This is a genomic window from Candidatus Nitrosocosmicus sp. R, from assembly GCF_054408505.1.
On record NZ_CP167090.1, the window covers coordinates 2,882,407 to 2,905,981 of the forward strand.

The window sequence follows — 23,575 nt, forward strand, 5'->3', positions numbered from 1 at the left end:
TGATTAAGTGAGTTCACACCCACTAAATCACTTCTAATTTTGTCTTTTTGGCAATACTAGCCTTTTGTTGGTTTTGGTAATGACAGCCTCGAACCAGTGACACCAGCGACAATGATTTGGATACCGACTATCAGTATTGCGATAGATATCAATATACCTGCTATAACAGCACCCCATATTGGAGACACCATTATTAGTATGGCTATTATGATGCTGAATATACCTGCTATGATACCGAATACTCTTGATCCTCCGTGCATGGATCTGCCAGCCAAGCTATGAACTATTCTAGCTATACCGTCACAGAACAGTGCAATAGCAAGTACAAACAGCAAGAATACAGTAGAGCCTAGAGGATATGCCACAACAATGCCTGCAACTATAAGGACAATAATCCCAAGACCAATTGTACCCCACCTAGATGATCCCGGAGCTGGACTGAAAATTCCGATTAAAATTCTTTCAATTCCTACAAATATCAAAACTATGCCAAGTATATAAACAACAGTGAAAGTTGTGATTGCAGGGAAAAATAGAGCTATCATTGATCCGACAACAGCTATTATTCCTAAAACAATCTGTACTGCACGCATCCATCCTGGAGACTTTGTTTCAGATAACGTCATACACTATTGAATAATGTCTGCTTATATAAGGGTTAAATAACAAGTAACAATGTTAATGTTCTTTTATATTGTTTATCTGCAATATATGGTGCCGATCTATTCAGTTAGATAGTAAATTAATAATCATTGTACTACTGCCATTTAATTTTATTCATAATATGGATCAATTGTCAATAATAAAATTCTTTTTTCGTGGTCCTTTATGGATCTCGATATTTAGGATTAGAAATGGGTAATAAAAAATAGTGATAGATTCTTATGGATTTAAATTCACCTATTTTCTGGATAGGTTGTTTCTATAGTCCGTTTTGTCTATAATAGTCTATGAAAGTCAAGAAGAATCATAACCAAGATTACAGAAAACGGACCAAAATCCTAGTCATACCTTTTAAAAAAATTAACAGATTGTAATGGCATAATAAAATATACAGTATTGATAGAATTAGCATTCTAAACAAAGATACAGAACAGGTATCAAAATAATGAAAGTGATCGATTAATGTACTACAAATGGAGTTATTTAAAGAGCAAAAGGAATGTGATTTCTATTATCCATTTCAGTTTAGTGATAAAAACAACAAGATAATCACAGCAAAAGTAATCAAATAGAAGGTATGCAACAGCAAATTGTTCATAACACCAGTCAATCAGGTTGGACGAATTATTCCAGTAGTAAATCTATAGGTCTAATTAATTTGGTTCATAGAAATAAACAACACAATTTCAAATTTTCAATGTCATAATCTAGATTTCAAATAAGTAAAAATGATACGTAGAATATGATTGCTTAGCCTGTTTATACAATTGATACTATTATAAAGTACCATTTAAGAATAATTTATGATGTATATTATATTCATCAACAATTCATCGTTTTCTCCTTTGTAAAATAAATAAAGTTTAATACAAGAGATAAGGATCGAATACCTAGAAGGTAATTCAGATTAATGAGATAGCGGATGCGAAAGAGCATAGAGGATACTTTTCAGATTTTATCCACAAGGAGGCAAGTTAAATAAGTCGACAGTATAATAACACGATCTTTTAAGATTTGGTATTTTAAGTCAAGGAAACATCAAGACATGAATTGTCAGCTAGAATCATTTGATAAGAAAATACACAAAGTTTTTCTAAAATGTATAGTTAAAAAGAAGAAATTACCTGGATAATATTATTGATTAGATACACATACTGGCTTTCTATTACTAATATTTATGTATCTCGACCATGGGACCAAATAAATATCAAATGAAAGAACGTGTTTGATTCGGTTTAGTGTTTATGATTAATCGAATTAAGCTATAATAATTACGGAATACTAAATCTCTTGTCTGAGGGTTTTAGGACCATCTATTGTCTATTTCTATTATATTTAGTGATATCAGGACCTCAATGGAACGCTTTTTGGATGTAATGAAACAATTAGACTATGTCAATCACTCTGTAAAAGAATAATTAACTAATACAAATACGCGAAATAAGGCCGACTTATTGTGTTATTAAAACAGTAATATCAATACTTTACTTACTCAACAGAACCAATTTCGAGACACAATGCTTTTTATAATAAGAAGCATACTAATTAGCAGAATAACATGTTTTCTAAAATTTTAGTTGGTATAGATGGATCGGAATATTCTAGAAACGCTGTTAATTATGCTTTAGATCTTGCTGTAAAAGATGGATCGGAATTATTTCTTTTAGCGATTGTTCCTTCCAAAGTTCATCATGGTGACGCATCAGGAGTATTTGGTATGGTATCTCCATCATATTTTGATGAATATAAGAAGGAAGCTGAAAAGTGGTTTGAAGAAATAATAAATCACATAAACAAAGAAACCACCATAGATACCAGTACTAAAGTCAAATCAGAAGTAATTACCACCCCATTTTCAACTCCAGCTTCAATTCTAAATTATGCAGAAGAGAGAGACGTCGACTTGATAGTAATTGGTACTAGGGGAAACTCGGGTCTTAAAAAAATGTTACTTGGTAGTGTAGCTTCTGATGTTGTTACTTATTCTTATTGTCCTGTTTTAGTGGTTAAATAAAATCTATTTTACCTTTTATAGGAATTATACAGGCAATAGTATAATCTAGATTAATAGTATCTATAGATATTAAGATCAAAATATTTTATTGAGAACGACACATATGAAGGATTTACTTATCAAATCAAATCAAATCATCTTGATGTAATTTATCTAATAATGGTCTCAAATTAATGCCAATCTCTTTTTCCCCTAAAATTATGTTGGAACCGAGACCCAAAACTATAGACAACATATTCCTATCTTCTCTAGCAGTGTAAATTGAACTTCCAAATATCTTGAATTCAATATGATTGTCATGTATCCATTGCTTCCATTTTCTTGTTCTTTGAGCATTTTGTTCTAATGAGTTTATCACATAATCCAAATCAATTCCCTCTTCATTATCAAGTAATTGAAGCTTAACCATAGGGAGCATGACATTGCCACCTTTCACTGATTGTTTTTCTTTATTCATTTGTTCTATGATTTTATCTTCAACTTCATGAGCGTCTTGTGACTCATCCTTATCCTTATAATTGTCTACATCAATGTCATAATTTGGAAAAAAATAACCTGTCAAATTTTTATCCCAATCGTATATTTTGTACACTGTATCAATGTATTCTAATTTCCACAGTGGATTGTCTCTATTTCCCCTTCCAAACATAATAATACAAAGTGTGAGTTGATATTTTTATGTTGATAAAATAGTATAAGCATTATTTCTAAAGATTTTTTGATATGAAAATGAGGCAAATGCTCTATTGATTTCTAATACTTCTTATATTGTATGATATTAAAAATGTGAAATCCAGAGCTTGGTTCAAGCAGAATAACATTTGATTTTACTTTTAGGTAAACTGCAGTTGTCGGGTTCTTGTATAAATTCTAAATCATAAAAAAATTGGTTTTGTTTTAGACTTTGTATGACTGTAGTTCGCTTAAACTAATTTTTAAAAATACTTCAGCGCCATTGTATCCCTCGACTTTATCTTTTGGTAAACTATACTCCTTGCGATCTCCCTGAGACGTAATTATTACTGAATCGTCATTTACAGCATCTACATTCCCTGCATCTTCAAAGTCTTTTGATCTCACATTTTTATGTATAATACTTTCCCAATCTTGTATCGAATCTGCCATATTAATTCAACGTATAGTCATTGACGAATTATTTAAGCATTTATTTAATAGTTGTACGAAAAAAATATTTTATAATATGTGTAATAGAACATTTCTTAAGCAAGAGTATAAACCATTAAGGTTAAATTCTTGACACTTGGATAAATTTTATGGTCAGAAGTATCCCTGAGTCGGAGCGCATTTTGGTCTTTCAAGGTGGTGGGTCGCTTGGAGCTTCCGGAGCAGGAGCGTACAAAGGGATTTATGAGCTGTTAAAAAAAAGATAACAGTAAGTCAATTTACAACAAATCTACATTGGACATAATCGCTGGTTCCTCGATAGGTGCGATTAATGCAACCATACTAACAAGTCATGTAATTGAGACTAGTTCATATGATGGTTCAGCGGAAAAATTAATTGATTTTTGGCACTATCTTTCTAAGGAATCGATGGTCGAAAAAAATCCTTTTTTCGAAGAATGGTGGGATTTTTGGCATTCAATTTATAGCCATGTAGCGTCAGGAGAAGCTGCCAGAAGGGTACTACTCGTCCAAGGAATTTTCGCTATTTGGCGTACCCAACGTGTTCACTCCCATGACACCACAATCTGACACAAAGTATTTTGATATCCAGAATACATGGTATAGATTTGACATCAAGCCTTTAAAGCGAAGCTTGGAGCGATTTGCAAAGTTTCCAATAGCGACGAAATGGGAAGACGGACAAACAAGGCTCTTATTAATATCGGTTGATGTCGCTACCTCTTATCAGGCTGTTTATGATAGTTATAAACGAAAGGACGGCACCAGATGTTCTGAATATGGTAGGCAAATAAGAAAGCATGATGGCACAACGGGATTTGAATATGTTATCCATTATGACGAGGGCATCACGTCCGATCATGTCATTGCTAGTGCAGCATTCCCAGTTAACTTTGATTATGTGAATTTGAATGTTCAAAAATATGATGTTTCTCAACGCAATCAGATAATCTCTAATGAAACAAAGATTGACAAATTAGAATCTAATGAGTATAAAATTCAGCAGAGAAAATTCTGGGATGGCGGCTTGATGAATAATACTCCTTTGATGAGCGCCATCCAGAAACATAGAGACTATTGGTATTATACGAGAGTTATAGTAAATAATATCCCTCCTTAGGGATAGATATAGTAAATCTGCATCCGTCTGTACAAGAGGAGATCCCCATTGATCATGACGGGGTATTAAATAGAAACAACGATATAACTTTCTCAGACAGATCCATTACAGAGGAGGGATATCTATTACTTATTTCAGACTATGTAGATTTAGTTAAACAGTTTATAGATTTGTTGATTGAAACAAGGATAAAAAAAGAAAAAATAGATTCTATTTTGGATAGCAAAGTAAGACCTCACGGTATGTTTTCTAAGATAAGAACATACAGAAATATTGTGGAAGGCCGATTCAATATAACAGATGTAATCAGAATAGAAAGAAAGAATGATGAGGATACAATTTCAAATAAAACATACGATTTCTCTTCTAAGACAATAAACGAATTATTGAAACAAGGTTATTTTGATTCGATTGAATATGTTAAGAGAAATCAACAGGACAAGAATAAAGACGATATAAGCAAGTAAGAGGTACAATTTGGAAATAATGCTTCTAATTTTCAATCATTCAAGTCGAAGGTTTTGATTTTGCAAAAAGAACATTCAGCTTATCACCTTCTTTAGGAAAGTAACCTATATAGTTACTACAAATAATCCCTGGTCTTCCTTCTAAGGTGACTGTAAGATTTACTACCACAGTTAAGCTATTCACCAAATTTCATCTTCAATCATTTATGTATTCATGACGATCTCTCAACTTGTTGACTTGTCGGATGGAGTTGCGAAGAGTAATTCTATTATGTCAAACATCATCAAACTAGGTGCAGTCAGCTAGAAAACATGTACAAGCCGTAATCAATATATTCAGAGATCATCTTATTATCAGACAGACTAGAAACAAATTAACATCGGGGCTTGTTACTCTATAGTTAAGATCATGTTTTTAAATTACTAAAGATAAATATGTGGATGTTTCAAGTCTCTGCTGGGAATCAAACTTTCAACCTAGGACTCATAGTTGTTGATATGCAAAACGGGTTTGTAAGCAAAGGAGGATCTTATGATCTTTTAGGAATGAATACACAGGAATATCAAAAGATTATCCCCAAAACCAAGGAGCTAATTTCCTTTTGTAGAAGTAAGGGTATACCAATATTTTATACAGAAGCTGTTAGAGAATCAAGTGGTATTGATCTGTTAACTCGAGTTCACAGGTTGTTACCTTTAGCAAGAGAGGAACGACTCAAAGTTCCTATAACTGTAAGAGGCACATGGGACGCTCAAACAATAGACGAAATCAAGCCCACAGAAAATGATCATATTGTCATCAAGAGAAGAGATGGCGCATTTCAAGATACAGAATTAAGGGTTTGGCTTCAAAGTGAAGGGATCAATACATTGATCTTTTGTGGAGTAGATACTTCTATATGCGTTGAAACTTCATTACGAGAAGCATTCAATAGTGGATATGACGTAATTATCGTATCTGACGCAACTGCTTCTGGAATTCCTAAGCACTATGAAACAACACTAGAAAGGGTACGAGATTATTACGGTTTGGTAGTCGATGTAGAGCGTTTCTATAAAATGATATCCGCTCTGGAAAATATTAAATCTGGTCAAATTAGCGGTAGCCAATTATCAGATGCATACGGTAAATTTCTTAAAGAATTCAGTTTACTTGATATCAGAAAAGAAGAAAATTAATGCACAAAGTAATTTTAATAGGATTTAGATTTCCATGAGCGAGTAAATGATTAAGGAATGACGAAATTAATAGTAAATGGTATTTTCTTCTAGCATGAGCGGGTTCACTTTGATGGATAAATAACTAAACTTCAAAACATCGCCAAATAATTTTACTGTCTTTAGGATTTAAGAGTACTACCTAGTTATTCCCCTTAATGTACGCAGTCCTTCTGATATTACTAGAATCTTCTCAGGTTTAAGACCAATGTTGATACTTCTTTTCTCTTTTCTGCGAAATAATTACATTACTGGTCAATGCTTATTTCTGGTAGAAATTAATATAGTTAAAAAAAATTTTGGACTATTCTTTCTAAATATTCTTTCTAAAGTCAGTTACTGGCTTACCATTTATCATTACACTCATCTTTTTATCACTCAACCTATTCCTCATCATAAATTCAAGAAATCTTGAAACTAATAATTTCGCTACCATGTAAAAGACAATAATTTAGAATTCAAAATGAATAAAAAAATGGAGTTTTAGGCGATTGCCTTTCTAAAGAAATGTAGGGCCTAAAAGCGAGGTGTAGAGTATGTAGTTTCATCATCAATTTTATAATGTGTACTCTGTATTGTTTATGTACCAAGTATAGGGAACAAAGTTTATCTTTTTCCATATGACAAGAAATTACCACCACTTCTTTGATCTCACGTTTATCAGAAATTGACATCGGTATGTCATGGGTTATCTAAGTATCTTTTTAGGTTAGATCAGACTCCAGTTTAGCACTGGCATGAGCTTCTGTGGTGATTATAGGTCGTAAGAATATCAGACAAGTTTGAATTGAATTTCTCACAAAGGTATTTTGTGATATCGATCGCAGATCTGGATCACTTACCACATTGAGTAATATCTAGGTCGATTCTCATAAAGCCATATAAGCCATAAAGAAAATATACATCGCAATAATACACATGACTTTCAATACCACATAGTATGCAATATTTAGATAAAACAACACTGAGTATGAAGGTAATCGATTCTTATTTCTTTATTTGTGTTCTCTTTTATTTTTCAATTGATCCACAAGAAAAGTTGCAAAGGCGCCTGCTGCCCCAGCAATCACAAGCGCTATAGCGTCACCCCATATCCCCCAAAAGGCGATAAATGTTTCACTTGCAGTTAAAGGTGGTAGTACAGTAATTGTTAAATTTGCTTTACTAGTTATATATCCAATTGTAGGATATTTCTTAGGTATATGAAACTCTGGATCTCCAATTCCAGTAACTGTATCATTAAACATAGGCAATTTTGATGATGTGGTTTGTTTAACATTGAAGCCAAAATTGGTATATCATATACGCCTACTGGTGTCTGTGGGGAAGCCTTTACCCTAAATAATGGGGGATGAACTCTTTCGGTAGATACATTCAAGCCGTCAAAATTGTAAGATGGGCCGTCGTCAAATATTATACTAGTAACATTATCAGAAAGGGGTGTTTCAAATTCAGAAGGAACCAGATCCTCGTCTCCTTGTCTTATGACTAAATCCTTTGGATTTATTAATATATTTATTGTACTGGGCGGAACAGCAATCCATTTTATAAAATCCCTAACTGCATTTGATTGGAAGGATTCTGCCGTATAAAACGACAAACCATAATTGCTGGGATAATGTATGGAATCAAGATCCAATCGAAGGTTAACATGTCCTGGACCTATTGTAGAACCATCAAATGGTATAGTGTAATTTTCATTAGAGTATACAAGCGCACGGGAACTGTAGATGATAATTGGTAAAGATATTCGCTCCATTTTCCGTCCTTTGCTTCAATAGAATAATCATAATTTGCTCCGTTATATCCTGAATTTTCAGGTAGTGTGATAATAGCAATAAGCACACCATATCTTACACTTTTATCAGGCCAACTATATATCGAAGCAATTTGGGAATTTGATGTTAACCAAAAGGTATTCAAAGTTTTTTCATCACTAACGTAATTTACGGCTAATATGTTTGCATAATCAGACCCCAAATGAGTACTTGCATTGCCATAAGTTTGAACCAAATCACTCCTCTGATACTAATTTCCTTGTCAGAGATTAAACATTCATCAAATGCAGGAGATACAGCAAAAGTTTGGGAAAATAATGTGGAAGAAATATCGCGAATAATAATACTAATACTATTGATAATAATACGGCTGTAAATACAATATCAAAGGAGAAGAATACCGGAAAGTGTCTTTTCATAATTTGCAAATCCTGCAAGTAAATTGCTACACATTGAAAATTGAATCACATGTAAATAAGGCTTTATCACACTGCAAATGAAACTAACTAAGGGCAGATATATTTCAAGAAAATTAGATTTGAAACACAAGGTCATCTTTATCCTTTTCCACCCATTTCATCGATTCACTAGTTTTTGGTAATTCTTTACTGTTAAAGAGATTTAGAACTTAAAAGTATATGTATAAAAAAGTTTGAATGAATAACAAATACTAATCTACTATTGACAACATCCTGAATCTCGTGCTATTTGATTTGACCTGTTGCCTTGCATAGACAATATTTGATGTACATGAAATAATACGAATAGTAAATATTAGAGTTTATGAAGACAATTCTGCAATATTTTATAGTATCTTCTTTCCTTAAAAGAACACGAACTTGATAGGCTAAAAATACAAGAATAAATCAAACGAAGGCTTGGGATTAGACAATCTTTGTTGTTACATAATTTAGAATATTAGAAATAAGTAATCCTTAAAGAATATATCTTGAATTTCTAAATCATGCGATTTTGGTAATAAGGGATTACTTCTTAGGTTAACAAGATCTGGATTTATTTGACTCCATTCGAGATAGATCATTTTGTATTAGAATTATTGGTAAGGCTATCTTTTTGATAATTAATGTTGAAAGTCGGTAAGGAATCTAGTTAATACATAAATTAATGTAAAATATTACAAGTACCGTTTTTAAACTCATTTATTCTATATTTGGTTTCTATAGGAAATATTTGAACCAAACATTCAATGGGGCCAGAGGGATTAGAACATTGCTAGTAGAAGGGGTCAACTAATTCTTGATTAATAATAATTTAAACCAAAATTTCAACAGGTTATTCATAATGAGTATGGAGAGGATGGGATTTGTTCACATGTCAGATAGTCATGGGTTTAAACTAAGCCAAGTTTTGTATGATATGATTAAACTGAATGGAAAATCGCTAATCCGTAAATACATCTTGTTTCATGACTATTTCAATTGTCTATTGATGTGAATAGATATCAAGTTTAATTTGCTCTTTATCTTTCAAGATTATGCTACTATAGTCGGTTACTGGCTTATCATCAACCGTTGCATTCACTTTTTTACCACTCAAGTCTATTCTTCCCCATATATTCAAAAAATCTTGCAACGTATAATTTCTCTCTGCTATGGAGCCCACGGTAATTCGTCCTTTATCATTTGTAGTGTATAACGGAGCCATACCTGGCATAGTCTTTTCACCTTCTTCATCCATTGGCATACCCGGTACTCCATACTTATCCAAAGAATGATCCTTCCACAAGGATTTATTTATACCTATTTGACTAGGTATTACAACTGGTTTATTGTCAAGTATGATACTCAAGTTAGAATGAAAATAGACCGCAAAAGGATTTACATTTTTTGAGGTTAGACTAGTATTTTGGGGTTTTATAGATAATTCAATATATGCACTTACTATGATCCCTACCACAATCAAAGCAATAATAAAAATTAGTTGTCTTTTATTCATTCTTGGTTATTTATTTAATTATTATTCTGGCTGAAAGTTCATGGCATTCAGTTCTAATTTGAAACAATAAAATTTAATGCATCATTTGAGCCCTTGAATTTGCAATAGACGAATTATTTGCCTCCTCTGTTGTGCGACCGTTCGCTGTAGTGGTGTTATTATTATTACTAGAATTATCCAGGCCTATTCCGCTAATCATCGTCCCAAACATTTCATTGTCTCCCGAAAAATGACTCCCTGTTTTATTAACATCAATCATAAGGCCTAGTACCTTTTTGCCCATTAGATGAACTGTAATGGGTACTTGGCTGTATTCAATTCCATTATCTGAATGAATATCTGACGTTCCTGTAATTACAATGTCATTACCAGCAAATATTACATTGTCTGATTTAAATTTGTTAATTATATGATTGTGAGATAGACTACCATCTGGTTTTATCATCGTAAAATTAGCTGTGAAATCAGCAGTCATGTTTGGGGTTCTTAGACTTTCATTTATTGACTCTTTGATATCTAAATTCCACATTCCACCTTGAATCCAGGTTACAATATTATCTTTAATTTGATTATTGGCAAAATGACCATATGCTTTCACGATGCTGGTATCATTTTGTTGGGTACTTGAGGAGTTGTGCTTCACCATCTCGTTAAAATTTGAAGGATTATCGGTATCTGTTTGTGCAGTGACTAAGTATGACTGTGTAATGGAAGGTACAAACCTGCTGTTACTACTAGAGTCTATCGACGAATATATAATACCACCAACCGCGAATCCTAAAATAAATATTGACGCTATAAAGTAATATGAATGACTAGAAATATACAAGTGCAATATTTTGTGACTTAACACATAAAAAAATTTCGCCCTTTGTGGGGATTTAATAGTCAAAGCAGTCTTAACATACAACTGATATTATGATAGTTAAATCCTTTTATGATATATCATTTCTAATGAATCCAAACTTTGCAATCACGTTGATATTCATTATGATGTTGTTTGCATTCAGCGGAATAGCTATGAATGATGACTCGGCTATGGCACAAACAAACTCAACAACTACAGGTGATTCTGAAAGTAATGCAAAGATGCATGTTGATGAAGCATTAAAGGCTCTACAGTCAAATGACAACAGCGGTGCTACAATGCATCTATACGTAGCGTCTAATTCTACTACAGGCTCTGCAAAGATGCATGTTGATGAAGCATTAAAGGCTCTACAGTCAAATGACAACAGCGGTGCTACAATGCACATCCAAGAGGCTCAGAAAAATCTTTAGTAAATTAGAAATAAGATATTCCAATTTGTTTTATTTCTATTAGTATTTTATTTTTAATCCTCTTAATTTGTTTAAGATTGGCGAGTCATTCCTAAATTAAGGTAGTTAAATTTGATTTACATTCTTTTTTATTTTGTCTTTGTCTTTTAGTTGATATGCCATTAAAATAACCAATATTATTTCAATAATTAGAGTTATTATACCATTTGGCTCCAACTCATTTATTGGTGTCCCTTCAGGTGAAAATGGAGGAGTGACAAGTCTTACAAGTACAAAAGTGATGACGAGTATTGAATTTCCAATGATGCCTATGTAATAGAGGATATTTCTAAGAGTATACTTTCTAACAAGTAATAGCGTTATACCAAAAACTATTTGGGCCAATCCAGAAGCCAAAAATACCATACCCCATATCCATGACTCCTGTGAATGTTCAGGAACCAAAAGTACATGAATAATACCAACAGAAACAGATAGTATTGAAATCGCTATGATTAAGTTCCTTGATCTTGTTTTATTATCTTGGTTATCAATACGTTTTTCAGGCTTGAATTTGAAAATAAAAAGACCCGCGAATATCCCAAGTGAGAAAATTCCTAGCCATTCTGTGATTGGAGATATTATTTGTTCAATTGGATTTTCTTCTGTCATATTCATACTATCATCGTGGTCCTTGACCATGTTTTCAGACACACCTTCACTAGAAGCAAGAGCATATTGAATACCACCTATAATTCCTTGACAAATTGACAAACAAAATGATAATACCAAAATAACTAAACATGATGTCGTATTATCCATGCTAATCTTAATGTAAGATCTATTCTTTTATAGTTGATGTCTCTTACTTCATGAGTAAGACCTTTCTCGTTAATTCTCTGCTTCTTTTAGATTAGCATATGTTAAATTGATCAAATTACAGCATGTATGACTCGTCTGTCTGCTTTTCTTGATGCCAATTAATATATTTTCCAATGTACAAGTATAAGAATACATTATGATAACCTGAATAAATAAGGAAATAGATACTTCTTAATACAATGAAAGGTTCATTGAATTTTTCCTATTCTGGTTTATATCTTCCTAGCAATAAGGAATTTGTAACCACTGTTACTGAGCTCATCGCCATTGCTACACCTGCAAGGATTGGAAGCCAACCAAATACTGAAAGTCCAAAAACGGGAACTAGTGCACCAGCTGCAATAGGTATCAATCCAGTATTATAAGCAAAAGCCCAGAAAAGGTTTTGTTTTATTTTTGAAACAGTTTTCTTTCCTAATTCTAGAGCAGTTATTACATCTCGGATGTCATTCTTAATCAAAATAATGCCACCAGTTTCTTTGGCAACATCTGTTCCTGATCCTATGGCGATTCCTAAATCAGCTCTAGCTAAAGCAGGCGCATCATTAATTCCGTCTCCGACCATTGCAACAACTTTATCTTGTTTTGTCTTTAAATTAGCAACAATCTCTTCCTTTTGATTTGGTAATACCTCTGCTATTACCCTATCAATTCCAATTTGGGAGGCAACAGCCTTTGCAGTTCTTTCATTATCTCCAGTAAGCATTATTGGTTCGATTCCTTGATTTTTTAATTTCTCTATCACCTCTTTTGCTCCCTCCTTGATTGTATCAGCTATTGCAATTATTCCAGATAGGCGATTATTTATTGAAACCAAGACGGCAGTCTTACCTTCTTGTTCTAGTTGCGAAAGTCTAGTTTCCGTGTTTGCATCAACAGATATCTTATTGTCATACATCATTTTTCTATTTCCTATCAGTATGTTTTGGTTGATGTATACAGCCTGAAGACCGTGTCCTACTACTGCTTCAAACGAATCAGGAGAGACTATTCCGATACCTTCTTTTTTTGCTTTACCTATGACAGCCTGAGCCAACGGATGTTCAGAACCAGATTCTGCTATAGCAGCTAGTCTTAATAGTTCAAGGTTATCCATTTGATCAAATGCTATTATGTCAGTAACAGAGGGTTTTCCTTCTGTTAAGGTGCCAGTCTTATCAAATACTACAATATTTACTTTGCCTGCTATCTCTATATGTTCTCCGCCCTTATACAAAATACCATATTCAGCACCTTTTCCAGCACCCATCATCAAAGCTGCAGGTGTGGCCAATCCCAAAGCGCAAGGACATGCTATTATCATTACAGAAACAAATGCCAGTATAGAGTAGGTTAATCCCGCATTTCCAATAAAGTACCATCCAAGAAATACTCCAATTGCTATTATTATTATAGCAGGAACAAAATACTTGGCAACCTGGTCTACCATTTTTTCCAGCTTTGCTTTACCTGTTTTAGCTTCTTCCACTAAAGTGATAATCTGAGATAAGACAGTATCCTGACCAATTTTTGTTGCCCTTACTTTTAATAAACCATTCTTGTTAATTGTAGCTCCTATTACTTCATCTCCCTTTACTTTGTCTACAGGTATGCTTTCACCTGTTATCGCAGATTCATCTATGGAAGACGAGCCATCAATTATTGTTCCATCTGTAGGAACTCTTTCACCAGGTCGTATAATCATCAAATCTCCTTCCATGACCTCTTCGACTGGTATTTCTATCTCTCTAAATTCCTTGGAAACTAATTTTAGCCGAGAACTATCCAAGGAAGTGCTGTTGCTATTATCACTTTTACTTGCAATATTTTTTTCTCTTATTTCGGCTCTTAGTACTCGTGCAGTTCGCGGTTTTAAGTCTAATAACTTTCTTACTGCATTGGATGCTTTTTCTTTTGTCTTTGTTTCAAGCAGTCTTCCTATCAAGATAAGAGTAATTATGATTGCAGCCGTTTCAAAGTATACTGCTGTAAATGGAAAGTATCCTGGTATTATCGTAACTACGGCACTATAAACATAAGCCGCAGTGGTACCTATAGCAATTAAGGTATCCATATTTGATGCTTTAGCTTTAATGCCATCCCAAAATCCTCTGTAAAAACGCCATCCAATCCAAAATTGTATTGGAGTCGCTAAAGCTAAAAGTATGTAATTAGTATATTCCATCATTTCCATAGGTAGAAGGTGGCCCAGTTGTGGAATCATATGAGGTAGACTGAGTAAAACTATGGGTATAGTTAGCGCTATGCTTATTGCAACATGTTTCTTTAACTTTTTTAAAGCCATCTCAGGCTCGAGAAATTCATTTAAACACTGAGATGAGCAAAAATAATAAGTAATTCCATCTTTTGTATGATGAATTGAGCTTTCCTGCTCTTCTACAAACATACCACAAATAGGATCTTTTGCCATATCATTAATAGCAGTTAGAACATATATAACAACAAAGCTTTACAAATGTAAAATACGAAGAATCAAATAAATTGATAGATCAAAGAATATAGTAATATTTCAAATTAGTAGAGAGATACTTCAAGCCTACAGATTGTAGATACTCTTTTCTCTATTTTGAAATTTGAAATTAAGATATTAAACTAAGAGGATGAGATAATTAATATTGCCATCTTATGAAAAGACTCATCTTAAAGTTGTCGGAATGTATTGTACAACCTGCAAACCCATTGTAGAAAAACAACTAAAAAATAATAATGGAATTAAAAAAATTGATATAAACTATATGACAGATAGTGTGGTTGTTGAATTTGATCCCACTTTAACAAATATTAAAGAAATAAAAGAAAGTTTAGAAAATTCAGGTTACAAATTCGTGAGAGCACCTCGTTATTAATTATAGGCATGTGCCTTTAGCATTATATTACAATATCTCTCATTAGCGATAAGATATGGTAAACGATATTCGGATACATCGAAGTAGTTAAAGCTTTAAAGCTTAGGGTCTATCTCCGTATAGATATATCTAGACTCCTATATCGAACTTTACAAATGTAAAGAGTATTATATCGTTATTAACCAAAAAAGTTGAACCTGAATGCCTCTCAGTCTTGATGAAAACGATATATCTATTCTCAATTCAATCTTAGAAGACGGTAGGAAATCTTTTAGACAGATTTCAAGAGATACCGGAATAACAACTCCAACAGTAAAAGCCAGGTATGAAAGACTCGTAAACGTTGGATTTATCAAGGGTGTTTTACCAGTCTTTGACTTTGAGAAAATAGAATCGGATGTGAGAGAAGAAAAGAATTTCATTCAATTAGATGACCTGAAAGAAAATGCTAAAAAGAGAAAGAATATTCACAAAAGCACTCAGAATAGTAATTTAAAAAAAGAGATAGACGATATTCAAAAAAGAATTACAAGTGGTCTGGCGATAAATATTGTTTGCGATTTTTGCGAGGGCCCTGTTTTTGATAAACCTAAAGTTCTAAAGTTTGCAAATATTGAAAGATTCTTTTGCTGTACCTCTTGCAAATCAGGGTATAGCCAAAAATACCGAGGAAGAATAGAATCAATTAAAAAAAAATATGAGGGAAAATCTGAGCTGCATGAGTAACGTCTAATACAAATGGTTTGTATCAATATCCATATTTTGAAGGATTTTGCTCGAACTGTTGTTTACAATTAGCAGAGCAAAGATATACCTTGTTTCCGTTTATGTCTGATACATGTTTTGCAGTTTTTTCATCCACATTCATATTGCAAACTGGGTCTTTTGCCATGTAGTAGAATAAGTAATAATATATTTAACTATGAGACTTTACAAATGTAAAAAGCTGCTAAATTTCAATATTTTACATTTGTAAAGCTAGCCTGTTATATTTGACTTTAATTAATATAGTTACATGATAACACAAATAAAAACAAACGGTAACTCTCATGTACATCATCAACAGCAAATGCAACAGCAACGACACGAACTAAAAGAAGAGCGTTATAGTGTCAACCTAAAATATACTCCAACGATCCCAGAAGCAGGACGACCTACTCTAATTACTATAGAAATTATCGAAAAGCAAACTAGAAAGAGGATAAAGGAGTTCGATATCCTTCATGAGAAACTAATGCATGTCATAATCGTTTCAGAAGATTTGTCTCACTTTTCACATATTCATCCTGTATTTAATGTGGAAAGAGGCATTTTTACCGTCTATCATGTATTTCCAGAAATAAAAAAATACAAAATATGGGTGGATTTTAAACCAAAGAACGCAGATCAGACTCTTGTTTCATTAAATCTTGATACTATGATTGGTACTTACAGTAAATCAATATCCATTACTAAGGAAAGACAATTTACCAAGCAAATAGATAAGAATTACTACGTCAATTTACTTATTCCAAAAGAAATTAAATCAAACAAACCAGTTGACTTAACATTCGTCATATTAGACCAAAATTCAAATCCAATTACCGATTTGACTCCATTAATGGGAGCTGGAGGTCACAGTGTAATAATAAGCAGCAATCTACAAGAATTCTTGCATGTTCATCCAACCAAAGAGGTAAGTTCCAACTGGAAAGGTGGACCTGAGGTTTCCTTTAACACTGTATTTCCGCATTCAGGTCTGTATAAAGCATGGGGACAATTTCAGCATCAAAATGTAACAATAACAGCTGATTTTGTTTTAGAAGTTGTATGAGAAGGTTGTCTTACTACTATCTAATAACAATTTAAATCTCATACAACATAATTCAAATAAAACCACCTTTTTTTAGATTCCTTTTGTAGATGTTCTCTTTAACATAGCAGCTCCCAAAATTACGACCCACGCTAAGAAAATTATCATCGATATTCCTCGAATTCCTTCAAAGTTAGGATATGCAAAAGCAGAGTAAGAAACCTCGATTCCTGCCACTATTGTAAGGATACCTACTATCACTCCACCAACTCCTATCCATCTGTTGACAAGTATGTTCTTTGCAATTGCAAGACCAAAGATTATTGCAACAGTACCTTGTAAAAGTCGAAATACGCTATTTACCCCATACTCAGTCCAGCGAATTCCTTCTGCAACCCTAAAGATTAGATTCTTTTTCTTCCTCCTGTGGAGAAGCCATCCAAGAATCTACTGCAAACTTTAATGCAACACCGTCTACTGCTTGGAGAATAGCAAAAGTACTTGCAGTTATTATTGTAAGAGCGAATCCAAGCCACGCCAATAAGGATATAACGCTTGATTCAGAATTTGCAAGTAAGCGATAGATAGCGACAAACCCGCCAACAAAAACCATCATTGTTCCAACGAACTGACCTATATGAATCCCTACCCAGAGTTCACTATTGGCATATTCTGCTAATACTCGTGGATGATTGAATGGATCTTCACCTGAAGGGTGAATCATCGTAGACAAAATCATGATTACTGCTCCAGCAATAAATGAAACTGATCCTAAAATAAGCACAGGTCTCTGATACAGATTGGTTGTGGTAGTATCTACCAACTCAGAAAAGGTCTCCTTTATTTGCATTCAATGTACAGAGCAAGTTTTTTATTCCTTTACCTTGGAGATATATAATATTTATGGGAAGCAAAGTCAAAATCCGAGATCGGGGTATTGTTATGTATCATTTTCGAATGGTCGGGTATATTATAAAAGAAATTGAAATTCATAGAATTCAATAATCAGTTATGGATGTATCAAGCACTAATAAGAGGCTAAGAACGATGTTCAAAATACATTGGCAAGAATTATTAGAAAAGTAACAGAATTGGCTGGCTGTCCTATACTTTTGATCCATTAAGTAGTTTTTAAATAATAGTCTTATTCTCGGTTTATGAATATGATGTTTATCTATAAAATAAATTACGATATAAATAATCATGAAAAATTTAAAAAAAACTTGAGTTGTTTTTGTAATACCTTCTGTTATCCGCAACAGCAATAACACGAACTATTTTCCTTTTTTTCTATTCTTCTGCCGTCATTTTCTTGACAACAATTATCTGGTTCATCTTATTCATTATTTTTATCTAATATGAACAGATAGTTAAATACCAGGCTTTACAAATGTAAATTGGGTAGACGTTTAGTATTCTTTACAAATGTAAAGTCACTATCTTATCTATGTTTTCTTGCTAAGGAAAATGGATATGACTACAATAGAAAAAGGCAAAACAATCGGACACAAGATTTCAATTAAGTCAACATTACAAAATCTACAATGGAGGATAGCATAATGACTTTTGTATCTTCCTCTCCAAGTTCAATATCATCATCGATACCCGCAGCAAACCCAAACAGGTGGAAAGCATTATCGATATTATCATTAGCTCAATTCTTAATAATACTTGATACGTCAATCATTGGAGTAGCATTGCCTACCATACAAGAACATTTTAACATAACTCAAACAGATTTACAATGGATTTTTAACGCATATGTAATTACTTTTGGTGCTCTGTTATTACTTGGTGGAAGACTATCAGATATTGTAGGACAGCGTAAGGTGTTTACTATAGGATTTCTTATCCTCACAGGGGCTTCAGTTTTAGCAGGTGTTGCAATGTCAAATGACATGCTAATAACTGCCAGAGTTTTACAAGGACTAGGTGCTGCTTTGATTGCTCCATCAGCACTTTCCATAGTAATGAATCTATTTGCAGGAAACAAATCAGAAATGAATAAAGCCATGGGTATTTGGGGAGCAGCTGCACCGGCTGGTGGAACTGCAGGAGTCTTTTTAGGTGGTATTATTACTGCATGGTTTGACTGGCCATGGGTATTTTTGATAAATGTTCCTATTGGAATAATAGTTCTCGCTTTAATTCCTAAGTTGATACCTCGGGGAATAAAAAAGAAAGGAAGGGTTGACTATCTTGGCGCACTCACCATCACCGCATCTTTAGGTCTATTGATTTATTCGATTGTTACAGCCAATGAAAATGGATGGCTATCCTTACAAACAATATCTATGTTAGGAGCTTCCATTGTATTACTGGGCGCCTTCATCGCAATTGAGAAAAGAACTAAAGAGCCTTTGGTACCTCTTGGAATATTCAAAACAACAAATCTTCTATCTTCAAATATTGTCATGGTTTTGTTGGGAGCAGCATGGGTCTCAATGTGGTTTTTCCTTAACCTCTACTTGCAACAAATACTCCATTATGGGCCTCTTGAAAGTGGACTTGCGTTGTTGCCAATGACAGGACTCATCATGGTGATGATGATATGGCTGATGCCGAAATTGATAGGTAAAATAGGAATTAAAGAAAATCTCATAATGGGACTTGGACTTTTGACTATAGGCATGATTTTGTTTAGTTTTACTCCTGCTAACACAGGCGAAAACAATAGTAACAATTTCATATTTATGGTCTATGTATTGCCGGCCTCTATTATCTCTGCATTGGGAATGGCCTTCTCTTACATACCCATATTGACTTCAGCTGTATCAAATGCAAGTAAAGAGCATGTAGGTATCGCATCGGGGCTTGTCAATACTACTTACCAGGTCGGTTCAGGATTAGGACTTGCGATTATGGTTGCGGTATCTACAGCCTATTCAGAATCTTTGGTAAATATTGGAATGAATACATTAGAGGCCATAAATAGTGGGTTTCATCTATCGTTCACAGGTGCTGCAATTATTTCTGCAATAGCTGCAATTATATCAATAATATTGATAAGGACAAAAACGCAATAAGATGAGACTCGAAGCCTTGCTTTAAAAACAAAGAATCTACCATTCCGATTTAATGATATGAAATGGAACAAATGGGATTTGTTTACATGTCAGGTAGTCATGGGTTTATACTTTGATAATGAGTGTAGGATTTGTCCTGCAATTTCGACTTCCATATGGCAATAGACAAAACTTGATGAATTGGGATGTTTTATGAGCATCAATAAACTATCATATGATTAAATTTTTTACTCTACCTTTCCTACAGATAATTATAGAATTATATGAAAAGGTTATTTGATTGTGCTATTATTGGAGGAGGTCCTGCGGGTCTAAACGCTGCCCTGGTATTAGGACGAGCAAGACGAAATACTGTCTTATTTGATAATGATAATCCAAGGAATGCAGTTACACAGGAATCTCATGGATTTATTACTCGCGATGGAATAAAACCTCAGGAATTTAGAGAAATTGCTCACCAAGAAATAAGTAAATACCCTTCTGTCATATATGAAAAGGAAGAGGTAACTTCAATAACTAAAAAAGATCAATTATTTGAATTAGTCACTTCTGATAACGAACTTTATCAATCAAAGACTATCATCATATCCACGGGCTTAAAAGATGTTCTACCAGACATAGAGAATATTTCTGACTATTATGGTAAGAGTTTATTTAATTGTCCTTACTGCGACGGATGGGAATTGCGAGACAAACCTTTAGCTGTTATCATAGAAGAACCAACACAGGGTTTTCATTTCATTCAGACTATTTATAATTGGTCTAAAGACCTTATTGTAAGCACAAATGGTAAGCCCATTCTAAATCCTGATCAAAAGCATTTGATTCATAATAAAGGTATAAAGATTATCGAAAGTAAAATTAAAAACTTTGAGGGAAAAAATGGACAGATGGAAAAAATACATTTTGAAGATGGAGAAAGCATTATTATAAAAGGAGGTTTTGTTTTACCTCAACCTATACAGGCCTCTGATTTTGCTAAAAAATTAGGATGCGAATATAATTCATCAGGTGGTATTTCAGTAGACTTCTATGGTAGGACAAATATCCAGGGAGTATACGCAGCGGGTGATGCTTCTATATTTGCTCCTGCACAATTAATTATCGCTGCGGCGGATGGACTTAAAGCAGCTGCAGGTGTAAATAGGGATTTAATACAAAAAGAGTTTTTAGAATAACTCGATTGTAGGTTGGTCACTATTTCCAAATCCTGTATAATTGACAATGGATATGGGCATGAAATGATCTAATTTTTTTGCTCATATTGAAAGGAAAACGAGTACAAACGTAAGAGCAATATCAATAATCTTTCCATACTTGTTATAGGTATAATAGAGTTTTATTATGATTTTATTATTTATTATCTAAAAAACAAATTTAATAATATTACCTTAATTATTGACAGAAATAAAAATACCTGGGAAATTTTTGTTTGTTCTAGATACTAGTAATCATATTGTTAGAGTTTAGACATACTTGGGAGTAGGTCGTGCTAAAGGCAAAGAAATGTGGAGAGCATCTATAAAAGTTTCAGAAAGTATCACATACCCAATAACCATAATTTCATGGCCATCTTTATTTTTCAACTAATTCCTTCTTATAGGACTTTTTCAACCATATGGGTGTTATAATTGTTGTAACTGCAACCATTATGATTATTGCAGTATAGATGTCTGTGGATAGCACTCCTGTTGTTACTCCCACACCAGCAACAATTAATCCTACTTCACCCCTAGACACCATACCTATTCCAACTCTCATGGATTTTGCTTTATCTTTTTTGAGAAACAACATCGATGGCAATCCGCATCCTACAAGTTTTGTGAGAACGGCTATTGCTATGATTATCCCAGCGATAATCAAAACATCGATATTGATGCCTCTTAAATCTACTTGAGCACCTATAATTGCAAAAAACAATGGTGCAAAAATAAACTGCAATTTTTGAGCATACTCTTCTACCTGTTTTATTAGTTTGGTACTAGCAACTGCCATTCCTGCAGCGAATGCGCCCACTATGGGAGACAGACCGACATAGGCTGCAACACCGGCTATGCCAAAGAATATTGCTGTTGTAATTCCTTCGATACTACCCCTTGACCTCCATAGTTTTTCTCTGTGTAGAATTTTTGGGATAAGAAAAATGGCGCTAATTAATAAGACAGCAAACAATCCTAGAATTTTTACTATTAAAAATGCTATGTCCATTATTTGCGGCGAAGTATTCCCTGATTGCACCATTGTGAGAACAACAGATAATATTGCTATGGCAAGAATATCATCAACTATTGCCGCACCCAGAATAAGCCTAGCCTCCTTAGATTGCATTTTACCTAGTTCGGTAAGCACTTGAATAGAAATGGCTATACTTGTAGCTGTCATTGCTGTAGCAATTAAAAGTATTTCAAATGAATCCAATCCGTACAACGAAAGGATCATAAAGCCTACTGCAAAGGGTATGATTACTCCTAGTGCACCAACGGTAAATGATGCTGCTCCACCTCTTAGAAATTCTCTTGGTGTAATCTCTAGGCCTGCAATAAAGAGGATGACAATGGCTGCTAGTTCTCCTATATACTTGAGTGTTTCATCAAGGACAACCAAAGGTTGGCCATCAAATAAAGGGAGACCGCCTAAAGCATAAGGACCAACAATAATACCAGCTAAGAGCTCTCCCAATACAACTGGTTGCTTTATTCGCTGAAATATCTCTGCAAAAATTTTAGCACTGAATAAAAGAATAGAAATGGATATTATGATATGTATAAAAGCAGATTCAGCAGCCATTGTATACTGTTTTTGTTATTATTTTCATTATAATAATATAACAATCTTATCTAGATAATTGCTAGTTGAAACCTTTATTTTCAAATTTATAGAAACTATAAAATAGAATAATTTCAGAATAAACTTTTAGGTATTTCATCCAAATCATAATAATAGCCTAATATGTTATCAACAGTATGCTCTAACTGAGTATTACTGTTTATCAGAACAAATATAATTTTGTCGTATTCATATATCTTTAATATTCTCAGCTTATCATATTCTAAAACAATCCATCTTATATTACCTAAGATACTTTTACTTTTACCCTCTAGTTCTGCATTCTCTATTGTTAATTTTTCATTTTCTGTGCTAATGTTTAAGTCTAATTCATTGACGATAGAATCGACATAGGCTCTATTTATGTTAGAATTTTTGGCAATGTACAATTCTTTTATTTGAGATGACATCACAATAAAAACTGCCAGAATATCATCATCCACTTCTACTAAATGTTTTATTTTATCATAGTTATCACCTTTATTCATATTAAGGATGTCTTTCAATAATTCTATTCTATTATAGCCAGATAAATCATTTTAAGATGATTTTATTTGGATTCAAATTAGACCCATCCTCAA

Annotated in this window: 26 protein-coding genes; 12 read left to right on the plus strand and 14 right to left on the minus strand. The window is 33.4% G+C overall.

The genetic code is table 11. The annotated features are described in order from the left end of the window. Positions 1-56 precede the first annotated feature (56 nt). Entirely contained in the window at positions 57-626 is a 570-nt protein-coding gene (locus tag AAGU22_RS14915; RefSeq protein WP_458719892.1) for an HdeD family acid-resistance protein, read from the minus strand. Between the two features lie 1,595 nt (positions 627-2,221). Here AAGU22_RS14915 and AAGU22_RS14920 point away from each other — a divergent pair. Beyond that, positions 2,222-2,677 (plus strand): universal stress protein, encoded by a 456-nt coding sequence (locus tag AAGU22_RS14920; RefSeq protein WP_458719893.1) that lies wholly within the window; start codon positions 2,222-2,224, stop codon positions 2,675-2,677. Between the two features lie 124 nt (positions 2,678-2,801). Here the strand turns inward: AAGU22_RS14920 and AAGU22_RS14925 are convergent, their stop codons facing one another. Both AAGU22_RS14925 and AAGU22_RS14930 read right to left on the minus strand, forming a co-directional pair. Beyond that, complete coding sequence (locus tag AAGU22_RS14925; RefSeq protein WP_458719894.1) at positions 2,802-3,326, minus strand: hypothetical protein; 525 nt, start codon at positions 3,324-3,326, stop codon at positions 2,802-2,804. Between the two features lie 248 nt (positions 3,327-3,574). Then, the gene (locus AAGU22_RS14930) at positions 3,575-3,802 is read right to left on the minus strand and encodes a hypothetical protein (RefSeq protein ID WP_458719895.1); all 228 of its coding nucleotides are present in this window, start codon (positions 3,800-3,802) and stop codon (positions 3,575-3,577) included. A 294-nt stretch (positions 3,803-4,096) separates the two neighbouring features. On the opposite strand from AAGU22_RS14930, the gene AAGU22_RS14935 reads away from it, so the two are divergent. The 3 genes from AAGU22_RS14935 (at position 4,097) to AAGU22_RS14945 (ending at position 5,410) form a co-directional block, all read left to right on the plus strand. Continuing rightward, entirely contained in the window at positions 4,097-4,393 is a 297-nt protein-coding gene (locus tag AAGU22_RS14935; protein ID WP_458719896.1) for a hypothetical protein, read from the plus strand. After that, entirely contained in the window at positions 4,377-4,943 is a 567-nt protein-coding gene (locus AAGU22_RS14940) for a patatin-like phospholipase family protein (RefSeq protein ID WP_458719897.1), read from the plus strand. The genes AAGU22_RS14935 and AAGU22_RS14940 overlap by 17 nt, the downstream gene beginning before the upstream one ends. 173 nt (positions 4,944-5,116) lie before the next feature. Further along, complete coding sequence (locus tag AAGU22_RS14945) at positions 5,117-5,410, plus strand: DUF3734 domain-containing protein (RefSeq protein WP_458719898.1); 294 nt, start codon at positions 5,117-5,119, stop codon at positions 5,408-5,410. A 40-nt stretch (positions 5,411-5,450) separates the two neighbouring features. On the opposite strand, the gene AAGU22_RS14950 is transcribed toward AAGU22_RS14945, so the two are convergent. Beyond that, entirely contained in the window at positions 5,451-5,579 is a 129-nt protein-coding gene (locus AAGU22_RS14950; protein ID WP_458719899.1) for a hypothetical protein, read from the minus strand. Between the two features lie 272 nt (positions 5,580-5,851). Between AAGU22_RS14950 and AAGU22_RS14955 the strand changes: the two genes are divergently transcribed. Beyond that, positions 5,852-6,589: a cysteine hydrolase family protein gene (locus AAGU22_RS14955; RefSeq protein ID WP_458719900.1), complete on the plus strand. Its 738-nt coding sequence runs from the start codon at positions 5,852-5,854 to the stop codon at positions 6,587-6,589. A gap of 1,207 nt (positions 6,590-7,796) precedes the next feature. Here the strand turns inward: AAGU22_RS14955 and AAGU22_RS14960 are convergent. Next, entirely contained in the window at positions 7,797-8,387 is a 591-nt protein-coding gene (locus AAGU22_RS14960) for a hypothetical protein (protein ID WP_458719901.1), read from the minus strand. 221 nt (positions 8,388-8,608) lie between these two features. Between AAGU22_RS14960 and AAGU22_RS14965 the strand changes: the two genes are divergently transcribed. Continuing rightward, positions 8,609-8,782 (plus strand): hypothetical protein, encoded by a 174-nt coding sequence (locus AAGU22_RS14965; RefSeq protein ID WP_458719902.1) that lies wholly within the window; start codon positions 8,609-8,611, stop codon positions 8,780-8,782. Between the two features lie 1,067 nt (positions 8,783-9,849). Here the strand turns inward: AAGU22_RS14965 and AAGU22_RS14970 are convergent. After that, positions 9,850-10,362 (minus strand): hypothetical protein, encoded by a 513-nt coding sequence (locus AAGU22_RS14970; protein ID WP_458719903.1) that lies wholly within the window; start codon positions 10,360-10,362, stop codon positions 9,850-9,852. A gap of 73 nt (positions 10,363-10,435) precedes the next feature. Beyond that, complete coding sequence (locus AAGU22_RS14975; protein WP_458719904.1) at positions 10,436-11,215, minus strand: hypothetical protein; 780 nt, start codon at positions 11,213-11,215, stop codon at positions 10,436-10,438. 101 nt (positions 11,216-11,316) lie between these two features. On the opposite strand from AAGU22_RS14975, the gene AAGU22_RS14980 reads away from it, so the two are divergent. After that, complete coding sequence (locus AAGU22_RS14980; protein WP_458719905.1) at positions 11,317-11,643, plus strand: hypothetical protein; 327 nt, start codon at positions 11,317-11,319, stop codon at positions 11,641-11,643. A 105-nt stretch (positions 11,644-11,748) separates the two neighbouring features. On the opposite strand, the gene AAGU22_RS14985 is transcribed toward AAGU22_RS14980, so the two are convergent. Beyond that, positions 11,749-12,396 (minus strand): hypothetical protein, encoded by a 648-nt coding sequence (locus AAGU22_RS14985; protein ID WP_458719906.1) that lies wholly within the window; start codon positions 12,394-12,396, stop codon positions 11,749-11,751. Positions 12,397-12,706: 310 nt separating this feature from the next. Then, positions 12,707-14,914 carry a heavy metal translocating P-type ATPase gene (locus AAGU22_RS14990; RefSeq protein ID WP_458719907.1) on the minus strand — a complete coding sequence of 736 codons (2,208 nt, stop codon included), beginning with the start codon at positions 14,912-14,914 and terminating at the stop codon, positions 12,707-12,709. Between the two features lie 205 nt (positions 14,915-15,119). Here AAGU22_RS14990 and AAGU22_RS14995 point away from each other — a divergent pair, with 205 nt between their 5' ends. Both AAGU22_RS14995 and AAGU22_RS15000 read left to right on the plus strand, forming a co-directional pair. After that, complete coding sequence (locus AAGU22_RS14995; protein ID WP_458719908.1) at positions 15,120-15,350, plus strand: heavy-metal-associated domain-containing protein; 231 nt, start codon at positions 15,120-15,122, stop codon at positions 15,348-15,350. A 201-nt stretch (positions 15,351-15,551) separates the two neighbouring features. Beyond that, positions 15,552-16,076, plus strand: coding sequence for a winged helix-turn-helix transcriptional regulator (locus AAGU22_RS15000; RefSeq protein WP_458719909.1), 525 nt, complete (start codon positions 15,552-15,554; stop codon positions 16,074-16,076). Between the two features lie 22 nt (positions 16,077-16,098). On the opposite strand, the gene AAGU22_RS15005 is transcribed toward AAGU22_RS15000, so the two are convergent. Continuing rightward, on the minus strand, positions 16,099-16,242 hold the full coding sequence (locus AAGU22_RS15005) for a YHS domain-containing protein (protein WP_458719910.1): 144 nt from the start codon (positions 16,240-16,242) through the stop codon (positions 16,099-16,101). A gap of 123 nt (positions 16,243-16,365) precedes the next feature. Between AAGU22_RS15005 and AAGU22_RS15010 the strand changes: the two genes are divergently transcribed. Next, positions 16,366-17,163 carry a hypothetical protein gene (locus AAGU22_RS15010; protein ID WP_458719911.1) on the plus strand — a complete coding sequence of 266 codons (798 nt, stop codon included), beginning with the start codon at positions 16,366-16,368 and terminating at the stop codon, positions 17,161-17,163. Positions 17,164-17,235: 72 nt separating this feature from the next. Here the strand turns inward: AAGU22_RS15010 and AAGU22_RS15015 are convergent, their stop codons facing one another. Together AAGU22_RS15015 and AAGU22_RS15020 are read right to left on the minus strand one after the other, a co-directional pair. Next, positions 17,236-17,403: a hypothetical protein gene (locus AAGU22_RS15015; RefSeq protein ID WP_458719912.1), complete on the minus strand. Its 168-nt coding sequence runs from the start codon at positions 17,401-17,403 to the stop codon at positions 17,236-17,238. 136 nt (positions 17,404-17,539) lie between these two features. After that, on the minus strand, positions 17,540-17,965 hold the full coding sequence (locus AAGU22_RS15020) for a hypothetical protein (protein WP_458719913.1): 426 nt from the start codon (positions 17,963-17,965) through the stop codon (positions 17,540-17,542). A 736-nt stretch (positions 17,966-18,701) separates the two neighbouring features. On the opposite strand from AAGU22_RS15020, the gene AAGU22_RS15025 reads away from it, so the two are divergent. Both AAGU22_RS15025 and AAGU22_RS15030 read left to right on the plus strand, forming a co-directional pair. Further along, positions 18,702-20,168, plus strand: a complete 1,467-nt coding sequence (locus AAGU22_RS15025; protein ID WP_458719914.1) for an MFS transporter — start codon at positions 18,702-18,704, stop codon at positions 20,166-20,168. A 263-nt stretch (positions 20,169-20,431) separates the two neighbouring features. Beyond that, a complete protein-coding gene (locus AAGU22_RS15030) occupies positions 20,432-21,346 on the plus strand; it encodes an NAD(P)/FAD-dependent oxidoreductase (RefSeq protein ID WP_458719915.1) in 915 nt (304 codons plus the stop codon). A gap of 397 nt (positions 21,347-21,743) precedes the next feature. On the opposite strand, the gene AAGU22_RS15035 is transcribed toward AAGU22_RS15030, so the two are convergent. Further along, positions 21,744-22,955, minus strand: a complete 1,212-nt coding sequence (locus AAGU22_RS15035; RefSeq protein ID WP_458719916.1) for a cation:proton antiporter — start codon at positions 22,953-22,955, stop codon at positions 21,744-21,746. A 113-nt stretch (positions 22,956-23,068) separates the two neighbouring features. After that, on the minus strand, positions 23,069-23,482 hold the full coding sequence (locus AAGU22_RS15040; protein ID WP_458719917.1) for a hypothetical protein: 414 nt from the start codon (positions 23,480-23,482) through the stop codon (positions 23,069-23,071). Positions 23,483-23,575 lie beyond the last annotated feature (93 nt).

Bases quoted from the DNA above. Each gene is read 5' to 3' on its own strand.
- AAGU22_RS14915 (WP_458719892.1), bottom strand. From the start codon at position 626: ATGACGTTATCTGAAACAAAGTCTCCAGGATGGATGCGTGCAGTACAG.
- AAGU22_RS14920 (WP_458719893.1), top strand. From the start codon at position 2,222: ATGTTTTCTAAAATTTTAGTTGGTATAGATGGATCGGAATATTCTAGA.
- AAGU22_RS14925 (WP_458719894.1), bottom strand. From the start codon at position 3,326: ATGTTTGGAAGGGGAAATAGAGACAATCCACTGTGGAAATTAGAATAC.
- AAGU22_RS14930 (WP_458719895.1), bottom strand. From the start codon at position 3,802: ATGGCAGATTCGATACAAGATTGGGAAAGTATTATACATAAAAATGTG.
- AAGU22_RS14940 (WP_458719897.1), top strand. From the start codon at position 4,377: ATGACACCACAATCTGACACAAAGTATTTTGATATCCAGAATACATGG.
- AAGU22_RS14955 (WP_458719900.1), top strand. From the start codon at position 5,852: ATGTTTCAAGTCTCTGCTGGGAATCAAACTTTCAACCTAGGACTCATA.
- AAGU22_RS14960 (WP_458719901.1), bottom strand. From the start codon at position 8,387: ATGGAGCGAATATCTTTACCAATTATCATCTACAGTTCCCGTGCGCTT.
- AAGU22_RS14965 (WP_458719902.1), top strand. From the start codon at position 8,609: ATGAGTACTTGCATTGCCATAAGTTTGAACCAAATCACTCCTCTGATA.
- AAGU22_RS14970 (WP_458719903.1), bottom strand. From the start codon at position 10,362: ATGAATAAAAGACAACTAATTTTTATTATTGCTTTGATTGTGGTAGGG.
- AAGU22_RS14980 (WP_458719905.1), top strand. From the start codon at position 11,317: ATGAATCCAAACTTTGCAATCACGTTGATATTCATTATGATGTTGTTT.
- AAGU22_RS14990 (WP_458719907.1), bottom strand. From the start codon at position 14,914: ATGGCAAAAGATCCTATTTGTGGTATGTTTGTAGAAGAGCAGGAAAGC.
- AAGU22_RS15000 (WP_458719909.1), top strand. From the start codon at position 15,552: ATGCCTCTCAGTCTTGATGAAAACGATATATCTATTCTCAATTCAATC.
- AAGU22_RS15005 (WP_458719910.1), bottom strand. From the start codon at position 16,242: ATGGCAAAAGACCCAGTTTGCAATATGAATGTGGATGAAAAAACTGCA.
- AAGU22_RS15010 (WP_458719911.1), top strand. From the start codon at position 16,366: ATGATAACACAAATAAAAACAAACGGTAACTCTCATGTACATCATCAA.
- AAGU22_RS15025 (WP_458719914.1), top strand. From the start codon at position 18,702: ATGACTTTTGTATCTTCCTCTCCAAGTTCAATATCATCATCGATACCC.
- AAGU22_RS15030 (WP_458719915.1), top strand. From the start codon at position 20,432: ATGAAAAGGTTATTTGATTGTGCTATTATTGGAGGAGGTCCTGCGGGT.
- AAGU22_RS15035 (WP_458719916.1), bottom strand. From the start codon at position 22,955: ATGGCTGCTGAATCTGCTTTTATACATATCATAATATCCATTTCTATT.
- AAGU22_RS15040 (WP_458719917.1), bottom strand. From the start codon at position 23,482: ATGAATAAAGGTGATAACTATGATAAAATAAAACATTTAGTAGAAGTG.